Here is a 13,544-nt window from a genome sequence, read left to right as displayed (position 1 = left end):
TATGCGTTTATTTTGTTTAGAAGTAAAGCGTGTCCTGAAATCACGACGCACACTTATCTTACTTGCTGTGGCTCTGGTTATGTCCATTGCTATGGCATATCTGCCGATTGCTTTTGAGTCCATCAATCGTCCAAATCCAGACGGAACAAAAACAGAACTTGATGGTATGGAGGCAATCGAATTTAAGCGAGATTTGTATTCTGCTATAAATGGAGAAGTTACTCCAGAAAAAGTAAGTGAGGCATTGAAAACTTATCAGGATTTAATAAATGAATACGGCCCTCTGGAGAGTGATACATTCCCGGTTTCTGTCAGCGTTAAACAGATTGTACCTATTCGCCCATTACTCAAAGCGTTGCCAGAACTGTATGCTGATCCGCTGACTGGAATTGGAGCTGACCTTATGGATATTGATCCGGAAGATGTCGCACAAAACTATTATCAGCGTTGTGCTACCCATTTATCAGATGTTATGAAAAATGAGCAGCGAAACCATCCAAAAGCGCAGCAACAGAGCATAGACAAGTACGCCGAGGTTGATACGCCATTCCAGCTTTATGCAGGGCTTTCCAGAGATGCTTTTGATTACATTGAACTTTATATCATGGTTCTGGCGATTTTGTGTGTTGCCATTACAGCTCCTGCTTTTTCTGGTGAGTATCAGAGCGGGGCCGATAGCATCTTGCGCTGTACAAAGCATGGTCGGTTGAAACTGGCAGTTAGCAGAATACTGGCATCTTGTGCGATCTCGGTCGTGATATTTGCTGTTGGGATTACTCTACACCTACTGATCTCAAACTTAGCATTTGGTACAAATTGTTTGGAAACATCTATGCAAATGCTGTTTTCCATTATCAACCTGCCTAATATCAATTTGGGACAACTGCAAATTTACCTTGCTCTGGCGGGGTTGCTGTCTATTGTGAGTTGCATTTGCTGCACACTTTTCCTATCCGCCAAGTGTAAAGATGCACTGTCGGTGTTGCTGATCTCCATTGTTATAATCCTTGTCCCGTTTTTTGCTTACACAGCATTAGGTGTAAATTGGATTTCTGCCATTCTCCCCTCTGCTGGAATTGGGATGCAGAACAATTTCCTGTATCAGCTTATCAATTTTAACTATTTGCATATTGGTGGAATGAGTTTTTGGACACCACATATAATTTTAATTTCCGCAGCGATTGAAGTTCCAATTTTTTTGTTTCTTGCAGTTCGTTCCTACTGTAAACATCAAGTGGCATGAGGAGGTGTTCGGGCATGAATAATGATGATTTAGATAAGTTGATAAAACGTTCTTTGAATAATGTTGCTGAGAATATTACCTTATCTGACCCCGATAGGTTACTGGAACGTATCAATCAAGATATTTTGAAAAAATCTCTTGATGATAAAAAGAAAAAAGGAAAATAATCTATCTAATCTGCCGGACGACGGCAAAAGAAAAAAAGCCGTCGTAAAGCAGACCTATTAACACGCCTAATATTATCTTTCGGTGGCTTTGAAAAATTCAGAGCCGCCGTTTCTTTTTGCTCTAAGCAGAAACACAATGACCTCATGCAATTAGCAGGGGCGGCATAAAGGAGGATGCCGCCTTGTCTATTTTCGCTTTTTTTCATAATATCCATGATCTGCACCAACTAAAAAAAGCCTTGCTCCACCTCCGGGGAAATCTGATTGCCAATCGGCATTATCATTCTATCTAAATCAGCAGAATAATGAGTTTTTTTGTTGCGCCAGTTTCTCTTTATGGAGAGCTGGCGTTTTCTATTGCTGCTTTTTCAGGAAAGCTCCCAAAGTATACCGCTGCCGTTCCCCACCTCCGTTCGGTTCACTCGTCAATCGCCCGTGAATTGAAATGGAGGTACATAATGAAGAAAGTCAATCTTAGGGACTTATATCCCGATATTTATAAAAATGATTACTTTGTAGAAGTAACAGAAGATGTGCTGGAGACGATCCGAACCGCTGAGCGTGCGGAAGCTGCTTATGACCGGAGGATGTATCGCTATAAGGCGTACTACTCCCTGGACTGCGACAACGGCATTGAAAATGCGATTCTGATGAAGCCCCAGACACCGGAAATGCTTCTGGAGGAAAAGCAGCTGCGGGAGCAGCTTTATGCCGCTGTGATGGCTCTGCCGGAGAAGCAGGCTAAGCGGATCTATGCCCGGTATTACCTGGGTATGCGCGTGAGTGAGATCGCCGCAGCGGAGGGTGTAGACCCAAGCCGTGTCCGTGACAGTATCCGGCGCGGTCTGAAGCAACTGGCAAAGTATTTTTAGGATAGAATAGCAATGGGCGTAAGGTCTCAAAGTGCTTCTGGCACAGGGCCTTGCGCCCCATTTGCAAGCTTGTATTCTTCGAGCAAAGGAAATATAATAAACCATATTGGGGGGAAACTATATGGATTATATGACGCTGAAAGAAGCAAGTGAAAAATGGGATGTTACCCCAAGTCAGATCAATTATTTGTATGCCGGTGGGCGTATCCCCGGCGCTGTAAAGATGGCTACCATTTGGCTGATTCCCAAGGATGCGGAGAAACCGGCAGACCGTCGTTTCAAAAATACAAAAAAATAATCCTCTCGTGAGGTTTCTGTGACATTTGGATGCTACACTAAAAATGAAGGAGTGTGATACAATGCGAATTTTAGTAGTCGAGGATGACCGACTTTTGAATAATACTTTGTGCTATAACCTGGATACCGCGGGCTATGTCGTGGACTCTGCATTGACAAAATCAGCAGCCAGCAACTTTCTGACCAGGCAGGACTATGACCTGATCGTACTGGATGTAAACCTGCCGGATGGGAATGGCTTTGATTTCTGCCGTGAGGTAAAGGAGCGCCGGCCGGATACGGCGGTGATCTTCCTGACCGCAAATGATATGGAGAGCGATATGCTCAAAGGCTATGAGCTGGGCGCAGAGGACTATGTGACCAAGCCATTTCCCATGAGCGTCTTTCAAAAGAAGCTGTCTGTGGTGCTGGGGAGGCTGGCAAAACAGTCTGGCGGCGGGGATAGCTATGAGGATGGTGCGCTGTCCATCAATTTCTCAGAGATGACTGCTTCCCTGTCCGGTAAGCCACTGGTGTTCACTCCATTAGAATACCGGTTGCTGAAAATCCTGACCAAAAACCCGCAGAATGTTTTGACCAGACAGGTGTTGCTTGAAAAACTGTGGGATGCCGATGGGAACTTTGTGGATGAACACGCCCTGACTGCGGCCATCAGCCGGGTGCGGAACAAAATTGAAACGGAGGGCCGCCAGTACATCAAGACGGTGTACGGTATGGGCTATATGTGGATTGGAGGGACACCGAAATGAATATGCGAAAACTCTCCATCAACAAAGCCTGCATCCTTTTGGGAACGCTTCTGCTGCTGGCAGTTGGTGCAGTCTGCACCGCTGTGTATCTGCTGACCCAGAATATAACCGCTGTCCGGTGTGTGTTCCTGTTCAGTCTCTTTGTACTGCTCTGCCTTATCTTCTTTGTGGCCCTGATCCGCCGGAAGCTGGTCCGGTTCTCCGATGCCTTTTGTGGTCAGATGGATGATATGCTCTCCGGGGATATGCAGCCCAAGCAGACGGTCGAGGAAGAAAGCCTGTTCTATAAAATCAACTACCGGCTGGGGCGGCTGTACGAGGTCATGCAGGAAAATAGAAACAGCATCGCAAAGGAACGGGCTGACCTGCAAGAGCTGATCTCCGACATTTCCCATCAGGTCAAGACCCCGATTGCCAACTTGAAGATGATCAACAACACGCTGCTTGAAAACGAGGTTCCCCCGCAGAAGCAAAAGGAATTTCTGACAGCCCAGGCCAGCCAGCTTGATAAGCTGGACTTCCTCATGCAAGCCATGATTAAAACCTCCCGCCTGGAAACGGGAGTCATTTCGCTGGAGCAAAAACAGCAGCCGGTTTATGATACCCTTGCCGCTGCCCTGGGCGGGATTTTGCTCAATGCCGAAAAGAAACAAATAGATGTGCAGGTGGAATGCCCGGAGCATTTGGATGCGCGCCATGATAGAAAATGGACAAGCGAAGCCCTGTTCAACATTCTGGATAATGCTGTGAAATACACCCCGGCAGGCGGGCAGATCCGTGTGTCGGTGGAAGGCTGGGAAATGTATGTGAAGATCGACATTGCAGATACCGGCATTGGCATCTCAGAACAGCACCAAGGGACGATTTTCAAACGGTTTTACCGGGAAGATGCGGTGCATGATGTGGACGGTATTGGGATTGGCCTGTATCTGGCCCGTGAGATTGTGACCTTGCAGGGCGGCTATATCCGGGTGGCATCGGAAGTTGGGAAAGGCTCAACCTTTTCTGTTTTCCTGCTCCGAAAGTAGCGCCGACTCGCCCCCAAAATTGAAATGTCACAGACTTGTGACATTTGGGGCCGAATTTAACGGAAATTTTTTGTGGCTCGTGACATTTCTGTGAGGTTTGGTCGTTACAATGGGTTTATCAAAAAGAAAGGATGGTGTTCTTTATGAGCATTTTGCAAACGACTGAACTGAAAAAATATTATGGCACAGAGCCGAACATTACCAGAGCCTTGGATGGTGTGACCCTCTCCATAGAAAAGGGCGAATTTGTAGCCATCGTGGGAACCTCCGGTAGCGGTAAATCCACGCTGCTGAACATGATAGGCGGATTGGATGTGCCCACCTCCGGCCAGGTGGTCGTGGATGGCAAGGAGTTGTCCAAACTCAAAGACGAGGAACTGACTGTTTTCCGCAGAAGAAAGATCGGCTTTATCTTCCAGAACTACAATCTGGTGCCAGTGCTGAATGTCTTTGAAAACATTGTGCTGCCTGTGGAACTGGACGGAAACAAGGTAGACAAGCAGTTTATGAAAGAAGTTGTTCAGATGCTGGGGCTTGAGGATAAGCTGAACAATATGCCCAATAACCTCTCCGGCGGCCAGCAGCAGCGCGTAGCCATTGCCCGCGCCTTGGTGTCAAAGCCCGCTATTGTTTTGGCTGATGAACCTACCGGCAATCTGGACAGCAAGACCAGTGCCGATGTGCTGGGGCTTCTGAAAACAACCAGCCAGAAATTCCACCAGACCCTTGTGATGATTACCCATAACAGTGAGATCGCCCAGCTTGCTGACCGCATCATTCGGATCGAGGATGGTAAGATCGTGCAGTAAAGGGGGAGGGACTATGAATGACATTCTATTTGGCAATAACAACAAGGCTGTCATCAAAAAGCTGGCAAACCGCAGCTTCCGCAGCAACAAAATGCGGAATGTGATTGCGGTCATTGCGATTGCCCTGACAACCTTTCTCTTTACGGCAGTCCTGACCATTGGCATGGGAGCCAAGGGAACGCTGGAATACAACATGGCAAAGATGATCGGCACTGGTGCGGATGCGCTGGTACAGGGTCTTTCCGAAGAACAATTCCAGCAGTTAAAAGAAAACTCCATGTTTGAAAAGGTGGGCTGTTGGGTACCTATTGAGATTATGACCAACACCAACCGGATATTTGCGGAAATTGATTACGCAGATCAGCCCCAGTTGGAGCTTCGGATGCAGACGCCGCGCACAGGTTCTGCGCCCCAAAAAGCAAATGAGGTTTTGGTTTCTGCCAACATTCTGAATGATTTGAACATCGAAGAAAAAATTGGGGCAGAAATTCCTATCGAATTTAAGAATCGTCAAAGCGGCCAGATGTATCATTTTGATATGATTGTATCCGGTATTTACGACACACCAAACGGAAAATCGGAATCAGTCATTGTTTCCAAAGCCTTCATGGAAGAAAATCCGGAGATGATGAACGAAATTGCCCAAGGGCGTGAGGGTTGTGGCATTTATGATGCTGATGTGATCATGCGGGATAGCTCCATGGTAAAGGAGCGCATCTCGGAGTTTGTCCGTAGCATTGGCGGTAATCCAGACGATAGAAGTGCTGAGAATTATGTCCGTGTAGCCCCCAACACTTTCCTTTCCAACAACAGCGGCGGCTCTATCATGTGGCTGGTAGCAGGTGTATTTGGCGTCCTATTCATGTTCTGTGGGTATCTGCTGATCTACAATGTATTCGAGATTGCAGTTACCAACGATATTCGGCAGTATGGCCTGCTACGGACGGTGGGGACTACTTCCCAGCAGATCAAGCGTTTGGTCAACCGGCAGGCGCTGTACCTGTTCCTGATTGGAACACCATTTGGCCTGTTTTTTGGCATCCTGCTCGGACGCAGTATTCTTCCTGCGGCACTCCAGATGTTTGCAGCCGATTATAGCGGTAAAAACATTGAGGTCAGCACACTTCCATATTTGGGCATTATCGCAGGTGCGATCCTGTTCTCCGGGCTTACGGTTTATATCAGCACCAGAAAGTCGGTAAAGAAAGCTTCCCGTGTGTCACCTATCGAGGCTATCCGCTATGTAGAGAAGGATACCGTTTCCATAAAGCGAAAAAAGATAGATGCCGGAGCAGTTATTCCCCGTATGGCGAAGGCAAATCTTCAGCGCAATAAGCGCCGGACGGTCTTTATTGTGATTTCTCTGACTTTGAGCATTGTTCTCCTGAACTCGGTGTTTATTTTCAGCGGCAGCTTTGATGAAGATGCCTATATCGAAAAACATACCCGAAGTGATTTTATGGTATATAGCCCCGGCATTCAAGCGGCGTTTGGAAATGACTTTGGGCATAATAGTGCTGTTCCAGAGAAAGCGGTAGAGGAAATCAAGGCACAGCCTGGAGTTACAAACGAAGCCTACCTGTACCGGAACACTTTTGAAGATGACCATGTCTCCTGCGACTGGGGAACGCCCTATGTGGTTGATAATACAAATAAGGAGCAACGAATGGTGCCGGAACACCTTAACTTAGGTGTCTACCAAACAGGAACAGAAAGGGACTCTGCTGTCCTGACTGCGGATAACCACCCTCTTGGAAATGTGTACGGCTTCTCTGAAAATATTTTGAACAAGATGGATATTATCGAGGGAGAAACCGATTTGTCTGTCCTGAAAGAGAAACTTTGGAATGGAAACAATGTAATTTTAATGGCCCAATATGGTGATAAGGGCAAGTTGGCTGGCGGGGCAGACAGTTCCTTTTATCGGGGTTTATCAGTTGGAGATACTATTCAATTTTATGAAAATGGAACTCCCACCGAGGAATTTACCATTATCGCTAAAGTCGCAGCTACTAAAGGCGAAACGACTTTGACTGGGGGCGGTTCAAATATCTCACAAATAATAGACAGTCCATTGATCTATATGTCAGAAAAGAAGTTCAAAGAGATTTATGAAACTCCTACCTTGTACGGTTTTCTCTTTGATGTAGAGGAACAGTACCAGCAGGAGATGGAAAACCATTTGGCGCAGGATACAGATGTTTCCTATACCTCTATCTTGACGATGAAGGCTACTGTTTCCAGTGTAAAAAATGTTGTCCTGCTGATTGGCGGAGTGATCGGCGCTATATTTGCCCTGGTGGGGCTGATCAACTTCATCAATCTGGTTATGACCAATATCGTTACCCGCCGTCATGAGTTTGCCACTATGCAGAGCATTGGTATGACGAACCGGCAGCTCCGAAAAATGATGATTTCGGAAAGTTTCTCCTATGTGCTTCTGGCAGGGATTGTCGGCACATTAGTTGCGGCGACACTTGGCATGACATTGCTAAGAGCATTTGTAGAAAACGGTCCTACCAGTATGATGATGACATTCCAGATAACCTTGCTGCCTGCGCTGATTATGCTGGTTCTCTTTCTGGTACTGGCGTTTATCGTTCCGGTTGTTGCACTCCGACTCCTTAACAATCGGAGTGTCGTAGAGCGGCTTCGGGTAAATGAATAACAGGCGCAGCCATATCAAGTGAATACTTCCTGCGCCGTCGTATGCGGCTGTGGGACGCGGAAAACCGGGGGATTTTTCTCCCGGTTTTTCAAATGTCACGAACTTGTGACATTTGGGGCCGAATTTAGCGGAAATTTTTTGTGGCTCGTGACATTTCTGTGAGGTTTGTTCGTTACAATGGGTCTAAGTTAAAGAAAGGATGGTGTTCTCTATGAGCATTTTGCAAACGACTGAACTGAAAAAATACTACGGCACAAAGCCGAATATCACAAAGGCCCTGGATGGTGTGAACCTCTCTGTTGAGCAGGGGGAATTTGTAGCGATTGTTGGAACCTCCGGCAGCGGCAAATCCACTCTGCTGAACATGATCGGCGGGCTGGATGTGCCTACCTCCGGCAAGGTCATTGTGGATGGGCGCGACCTCTCTACATTGAAAGATGAGCAGCTTACCATTTTCCGCAGGAGAAAAATCGGCTTCATCTTCCAGAACTACAATCTGGTACCAGTGCTAAATGTCTACGAAAACATCGTGTTGCCCGTAGAACTGGACGGAAACAAGGTAGACAAGAAGTTTATGAAAGAAGTGGTGCGGATGCTGGGGCTGGAGGATAAGCTGAACAATATGCCCAGCAATCTCTCCGGCGGCCAGCAGCAGCGTGTAGCCATCGCCCGCGCTCTGGTATCGAAGCCTGCTATCGTTCTGGCTGACGAGCCTACCGGCAATCTGGATAGTATGACCAGCAGCGATGTGCTGAGCCTGCTGAAAGTTACCAGCACAAAATTCCACCAGACCCTCGTAATGATTACCCATAATAATGAGATCGCTCAGCTTGCCGACCGCATTATTCGGATCGAGGATGGTAAGATCGTGCAGTAAGGGGGTGGGACTATGAATGATATTTTATTTGGCAACAATAATTCCAAAGTAATTACCAAGCTATCCAAACGCTATTTCAAGAAGAATAAGGTACGCAATCTGGCTGCGCTGCTGGCAATTATCCTGACTGCTTTCCTATTTACCTCTATCACTTCCCTGGCGTTCAATATGGCGTCCTCCATCCAGCTATCCCTGCAAATGCAGAAAGGCAGCAAGGCGGATGGCACTTTGGGGTATATGACGGAGGAACAATACGAGCAGCTTGTAAACAGCGATTTTGTGGAGCAGGCAGGTCACCGGCGTATCATTGGCTATGCAAGCAATACTTCCAGCCATTCCATTGAGATCAATTATGCGGACAGTGTGCAGCAGGAGCTGACCTTCTGTGTGCCTACCCACGGAGCTGCACCGGAGAAAGCGAATGAGATCGCCACTACGGATTTGGCGCTGAAGGCGCTGGGTGTAGAACCTGAGATCGGCGCAGAGGTTCCGTTGGAATTTGAACTGCGGGGGAAAACTTATCATTATGATATGGTGCTTTCCGGCTGGTGGGAAGCAAGCAATGACTCTGTGAGCGTTGCGACTGTTTCAGAGCAGTTTATAAAGGAAAACCCCGATGTGGTGCAGAACACTTATGCGGTAGACCATGAAATGTCCGGCGTTACTTTTTCTGATGTCGTGCTGAAGAATAAAGCAAATGTTCAGCAGCAGTTGAATGAGTTCGTTTACTCCATTGGCGGCAATCCAGAGGATATGGGCGCAGACAATTTCATTCTCGCATCAGAAAATCAAATGTCCCAGGGATTGACTTCATCAGAGTCCATCGTGTTTGCTGTTGTATTTATCCTGATGTTTGTCGTGTGCGGATACCTGCTGATCTACAATATCTTTGATATTTCTGTGATGCAGGATGTTCGTCAATACGGCCTGCTGCGGACGATTGGCACTTCCACACGGCAGATCAAGGGCATTGTGAACCGTCAGGCGGTCTGGCTCACGCTGATCGGACTGCCTATTGGTCTAATCGCCGGTTTCTTTGCCGGTTGGGTGCTGCTTCCTATCGTGACAGAGATCATTAACCTTGAATACTCTATGGTGGGTACATCCGTATCGACCTCGCCTCTGATCTTTGTTATCGCCGCTCTCTTTACAATTTTGACCGTGTTTATCAGCACCCGGAAGCCTGCAAAAAAGGCGGCAAAGATTTCTCCTCTGGAGGCGATCCGCTACACCGAGCAGAACGCCTATAAAAAGAGAAGTGCCAAGCGTACCAATGGAGTAAAGCTGTCCCGCATGGCCTTTTCCAACCTGGGGCGCAATCGTCGGCGTTCAGCGTTCATCATTATTTCCCTGCTTCTGTGCATCGTCCTGTTTAACTCTATCATCATTGTGACGCAAAGCCTTGATGAAGAAAAGTGGGTAAACCGTGTTACCAGAACAGATTTTAATGTCTATAACTCCGCCGCATTTAATGTAATGGAAAGCGTTCAGCACCATGAAGATACACTCTCACAGCAGGCGGTGGATCTGATTGCCGGACAGCCCGGAGTTGAGGATGAACGCTATCTTTACCGAAATACAAAAGACGATAGAAATGTGTTGGTTGACTATGGGTTTGAAGATTTAAGCGGCATAGAGCTATTCCATGAGGAAGAAGGCGTCGTAAATCAAAGCTATCAGGGATATAGCCTGTACACAAGTTCTGATACCGAAAGGCGCTATTTTGGTAATGTGATGGGAGCCTCCGAGAATTTCTGGGCGGATATGCGTATTTTTGAAGGCGAAAAAGATGCCGAAACCTTAACGCAGAAAATGGCTACCGGAGAATATGTCATTATTGGCTGCCCCATCGACAAACTGACGGAGGAACCAAAGAACACTCCGCTGACCGATCAGTTACAGGTCGGGGAGAGCATTTCCTTCTACAAGGATGGGGAACTGGTCAAAACCAGCACCATCCTTGCAAAAGCGATCCTCGTGGGAACGGAAACCGAAACGCCGACAGGCACCACCGCCCAGGCACACATCGCCGCTGATGCTCCTTTTGTATATCTGCCGGACACTGTATTTAAGGAAATCTATGACGCTCCCACGCTGCTGACTTATGGATTCAATGTGGATGAAGCCTTGCAGCCGCAGATGGAAGAATTTTTGAGCAGCTATGTGAGTGAAAATACTTCGGTTGCCTATACTTCCACCAAGCTGTTGAAAGAGCAGCTTGATTCGGTCCGCAGCATGATCCTGGTTATCGGTGGCCTAATCGGCTACATTATGGCCTTTGCAGGTCTGATTAACTTTACCAACATGATTATTACCAACATCATCACCCGCCGCCATGAGTTTGCTACCATGCAGAGCATCGGTATGACCGGCAAGCAGCTTCGCCGTCTGATGGTCTATGAGGGCATCTATTATGCCGCAGGCGCAGACATTATCGGCGGAGCAGTCGCAGCGATCCTGGCAGTCACAGTGCTAAAGAGCGCATTGAATGGCCCTTCCATGTGGTTCTTTACTCTGAATATTACATTGGTTCCCGTTCTGGTCATTGGTGTGCTTTATCTGCTGCTGGCTGCGGTCATTCCGCTAATCGTTCTCCACTTCTTTAACAAGGGAACTGTGGTGGAGCGGCTGAGGACATCGGAGTAACGGCAGAGATTGCTACAATAAATAATCATAAACCTATTGAAAGCCGGGAGGAGGCATTTCCTCTCGGCTTTCCTCAAAAAATTTGAAATCTCACAGATTGGTGAGATTTCAGCTTGTTATTTTGTCGAAATGGCGTATGCCCGTGACATTTCTGTGAGGATTGCCTGTTAAAATAAAAGAAAAGTGAAAAAGTTGCCGCACGATGGCAAAAGAAAAAAAGCCATCGTACAGCGACTATATTGTTATGCACTTTGCAACGGTGGCTTTGAAAAAATCAGAGCCGCCGTTTCCTTTCGTCTATCTAAAATGAACGACGACCCTACACCCTGCAATCTGGTACGGCGGCACATAGGAGGATGCCGCCATGTCAATTTTTGTCATTCACAATAGCCATGAGTTACACCAGCTAAAAAAAGTCTTGCCCCTCCTCCGGGGGAGTATGACTATCTATCAGTATTATCGTTCCATCTAAATCAGCAGAATAGTAGGTATTTTTGTTGCGCCGATTTCCCGTTATGGGGAGTTGGCGTTTTTTGCTGTCGATTTTTCGGGAAGGCGTGCGAAGTATGTCGCTGTCGATCCCCGCCTCCTTTCGATTCACTCGTCAACCGCCCGTGAATCGAAATGGAGGTACATAATGAAGAAAGTCAATCTTAGGGACTTATATCCCGATGTTTATAAAAACGATCACTTTGTAGAAGTAACAGAAGATGTGCTGGAGACGATCCGTGCCGCTGAGCGTGCAGAAGCTGCTTATGACCGGAGGATGTATCGCTATAAAGCGCATTACTCCCTGGACTGTGATAACGGCATTGAAAATGCGATCCTGATGAAGCCCCAGACGCCGGAAATGCTCCTGGAGGAAAAGCAGCTGCGGGAGCAGCTCTACGCCGCAGTGATGGCTCTGCCGGAGAAGCAGGCCAAGCGGATCTATGCTCGGTATTACCTGGGTATGCGTGTGAGCGAGATAGCAGTAGCGGAGGATGTAGACCCAAGCCGTGTCCGTGACAGCATCCGGCGTGGTCTGAAGCAGCTGGCAAAGTATTTTTGAAAAAGTTTCGTTTGGTGCGCTCGTTTTTTGCTCTTTTTGTCAGAGTTAATAAGAAGGACACGTTTTCCCTCTTCAACAGCACTTTGACAATTTCATAGACAGCATAACAGGTACATAACCCGTGTACGAGCGAGTGTGGAACGCCGCGAAGATAGAGCAGTCAGGGAGGTGATGAACAAAGCTGCTTTGGAGCGATCTACGATTCCACAAAACGGATGGTGGCAGATTCGGCGCGAGGACTGCACGGGGGCTTAAAGATACTTCCTCACGGCCTCCTAAAGACTTGGGGGGAACCCTGCGGCGCACGAGTAAAACGACGCTGCGGAGTTATGACAACCGCGCCAGCGGAGACCTGCTATGTTCCCAGCGTCAGGGGGCGTGGCAAATATGACGAGTAATCCGAACAGAATAACAGTAGCCGCACCAGGTTTTTATCCGAAGATTTTTTTCAGACTGGTGCGGCTGTTTAAGTATTAAGATATTAAGGAGGCGAGAGTGATGTTTGAAAAATTCCATCGAGGTGACATATATTCGGCTGATTTAAGTCCTGGTATTGGCTCCGAACAAAGTGGCTCTCGTCCTGTACTCATTCTTCAAAACAATGTGGGAAATTGTTTCAGTCCTACGATTATTATTGCAGCAATTACCAGTGTAAGTAAAAAAAGCAGAAAGTTCCCCACGCATTACCACTTAAACGACAGATGCGGTTTGATGAAACCATCTGTTGTTATGCTGGAACAGATCAGAACAATCGACAAGTCGAGGTTAAAAAACTATATTGGTCATCTAAACAAGGATGACATGGAAAACATAAACAAGACGCTCTTGTGCAGTCTGGGGATTACATAAAAGTGCCGAAAGGTCGTATCATTTTCAGGCTGTGCAAGTAGAGTTATAATTTCGTTAGGAATTGCGGAGGTGATTCTGAATGGAGAATATCCAGAATAAAAGCGCATTGATTCCTTCAGATGAAATCCGATCAGAAGAACTTCTGGCGGAACAAAAATTTGAAGCGTTTATCACTTCGCTGGCACATATCATCGAGAAATATGGTATGAGAGTGCTGGGCGAGGTTGACGGAGCTGCGTGAGAATCGCAGCTTTACATAGGATATTTTCCAAAAGTAAATTTTGGAGG

At 47.1% G+C, this 13,544-nt stretch carries 13 protein-coding genes; all 13 read left to right on the top strand.

Annotated elements, in window-relative coordinates; genetic code table 11:
- Window position 1 precedes the first annotated feature (1 nt).
- The 13 genes from ACSAMP_RS00450 (at window position 2) to ACSAMP_RS00390 (ending at window position 13,497) form a co-directional block, all read left to right on the top strand.
- Window positions 2-1,243 carry an ABC transporter permease gene (locus ACSAMP_RS00450; protein WP_121057052.1) on the top strand — a complete coding sequence of 414 codons (1,242 nt, stop codon included), beginning with the start codon at window positions 2-4 and terminating at the stop codon, window positions 1,241-1,243.
- A 14-nt stretch (window positions 1,244-1,257) separates the two neighbouring features.
- Complete coding sequence (locus ACSAMP_RS00445) at window positions 1,258-1,410, top strand: hypothetical protein (protein WP_158557390.1); 153 nt, start codon at window positions 1,258-1,260, stop codon at window positions 1,408-1,410.
- Window positions 1,411-1,868: 458 nt separating this feature from the next.
- Window positions 1,869-2,282, top strand: a complete 414-nt coding sequence (locus ACSAMP_RS00440; RefSeq protein ID WP_117502843.1) for a sigma-70 family RNA polymerase sigma factor — start codon at window positions 1,869-1,871, stop codon at window positions 2,280-2,282.
- 121 nt (window positions 2,283-2,403) lie between these two features.
- Window positions 2,404-2,580: a DNA-binding protein gene (locus ACSAMP_RS00435; protein ID WP_457799197.1), complete on the top strand. Its 177-nt coding sequence runs from the start codon at window positions 2,404-2,406 to the stop codon at window positions 2,578-2,580.
- Window positions 2,581-2,641: 61 nt separating this feature from the next.
- Window positions 2,642-3,328: a response regulator transcription factor gene (locus ACSAMP_RS00430; RefSeq protein WP_457799196.1), complete on the top strand. Its 687-nt coding sequence runs from the start codon at window positions 2,642-2,644 to the stop codon at window positions 3,326-3,328.
- On the top strand, window positions 3,325-4,356 hold the full coding sequence (locus ACSAMP_RS00425) for a sensor histidine kinase (protein ID WP_457799195.1): 1,032 nt from the start codon (window positions 3,325-3,327) through the stop codon (window positions 4,354-4,356). The genes ACSAMP_RS00430 and ACSAMP_RS00425 overlap by 4 nt, the downstream gene beginning before the upstream one ends.
- A gap of 143 nt (window positions 4,357-4,499) precedes the next feature.
- Window positions 4,500-5,165 (top strand): ABC transporter ATP-binding protein, encoded by a 666-nt coding sequence (locus tag ACSAMP_RS00420; protein ID WP_457799194.1) that lies wholly within the window; start codon window positions 4,500-4,502, stop codon window positions 5,163-5,165.
- Between the two features lie 13 nt (window positions 5,166-5,178).
- Entirely contained in the window at window positions 5,179-7,833 is a 2,655-nt protein-coding gene (locus ACSAMP_RS00415) for an ABC transporter permease (protein ID WP_370766951.1), read from the top strand.
- A gap of 211 nt (window positions 7,834-8,044) precedes the next feature.
- Window positions 8,045-8,710, top strand: coding sequence for an ABC transporter ATP-binding protein (locus tag ACSAMP_RS00410; RefSeq protein WP_015528521.1), 666 nt, complete (start codon window positions 8,045-8,047; stop codon window positions 8,708-8,710).
- A gap of 12 nt (window positions 8,711-8,722) precedes the next feature.
- Window positions 8,723-11,356 (top strand): ABC transporter permease, encoded by a 2,634-nt coding sequence (locus ACSAMP_RS00405; RefSeq protein WP_117539829.1) that lies wholly within the window; start codon window positions 8,723-8,725, stop codon window positions 11,354-11,356.
- 637 nt (window positions 11,357-11,993) lie between these two features.
- Window positions 11,994-12,407 carry a sigma factor-like helix-turn-helix DNA-binding protein gene (locus ACSAMP_RS00400; protein ID WP_117500098.1) on the top strand — a complete coding sequence of 138 codons (414 nt, stop codon included), beginning with the start codon at window positions 11,994-11,996 and terminating at the stop codon, window positions 12,405-12,407.
- Window positions 12,408-12,905: 498 nt separating this feature from the next.
- Window positions 12,906-13,256 (top strand): type II toxin-antitoxin system PemK/MazF family toxin, encoded by a 351-nt coding sequence (locus ACSAMP_RS00395; RefSeq protein ID WP_015528524.1) that lies wholly within the window; start codon window positions 12,906-12,908, stop codon window positions 13,254-13,256.
- Between the two features lie 79 nt (window positions 13,257-13,335).
- The gene (locus ACSAMP_RS00390; protein ID WP_004797315.1) at window positions 13,336-13,497 is read left to right on the top strand and encodes a hypothetical protein; all 162 of its coding nucleotides are present in this window, start codon (window positions 13,336-13,338) and stop codon (window positions 13,495-13,497) included.
- Window positions 13,498-13,544: the final 47 nt, after the last annotated feature.

It is taken from the genome of Flintibacter sp. SJQ-8, assembly GCF_054108085.1.
This window is presented reverse-complemented; position numbering and strand designations above follow the sequence as displayed.

Bases quoted from the DNA above. Each gene is read 5' to 3' on its own strand.
- ACSAMP_RS00405 (WP_117539829.1), top strand. From the start codon at position 8,723: ATGAATGATATTTTATTTGGCAACAATAATTCCAAAGTAATTACCAAG.
- ACSAMP_RS00415 (WP_370766951.1), top strand. From the start codon at position 5,179: ATGAATGACATTCTATTTGGCAATAACAACAAGGCTGTCATCAAAAAG.
- ACSAMP_RS00395 (WP_015528524.1), top strand. From the start codon at position 12,906: ATGTTTGAAAAATTCCATCGAGGTGACATATATTCGGCTGATTTAAGT.
- ACSAMP_RS00420 (WP_457799194.1), top strand. From the start codon at position 4,500: ATGAGCATTTTGCAAACGACTGAACTGAAAAAATATTATGGCACAGAG.
- ACSAMP_RS00430 (WP_457799196.1), top strand. From the start codon at position 2,642: ATGCGAATTTTAGTAGTCGAGGATGACCGACTTTTGAATAATACTTTG.
- ACSAMP_RS00400 (WP_117500098.1), top strand. From the start codon at position 11,994: ATGAAGAAAGTCAATCTTAGGGACTTATATCCCGATGTTTATAAAAAC.
- ACSAMP_RS00450 (WP_121057052.1), top strand. From the start codon at position 2: ATGCGTTTATTTTGTTTAGAAGTAAAGCGTGTCCTGAAATCACGACGC.
- ACSAMP_RS00445 (WP_158557390.1), top strand. From the start codon at position 1,258: ATGAATAATGATGATTTAGATAAGTTGATAAAACGTTCTTTGAATAAT.
- ACSAMP_RS00425 (WP_457799195.1), top strand. From the start codon at position 3,325: ATGAATATGCGAAAACTCTCCATCAACAAAGCCTGCATCCTTTTGGGA.
- ACSAMP_RS00440 (WP_117502843.1), top strand. From the start codon at position 1,869: ATGAAGAAAGTCAATCTTAGGGACTTATATCCCGATATTTATAAAAAT.
- ACSAMP_RS00435 (WP_457799197.1), top strand. From the start codon at position 2,404: ATGGATTATATGACGCTGAAAGAAGCAAGTGAAAAATGGGATGTTACC.
- ACSAMP_RS00390 (WP_004797315.1), top strand. From the start codon at position 13,336: ATGGAGAATATCCAGAATAAAAGCGCATTGATTCCTTCAGATGAAATC.
- ACSAMP_RS00410 (WP_015528521.1), top strand. From the start codon at position 8,045: ATGAGCATTTTGCAAACGACTGAACTGAAAAAATACTACGGCACAAAG.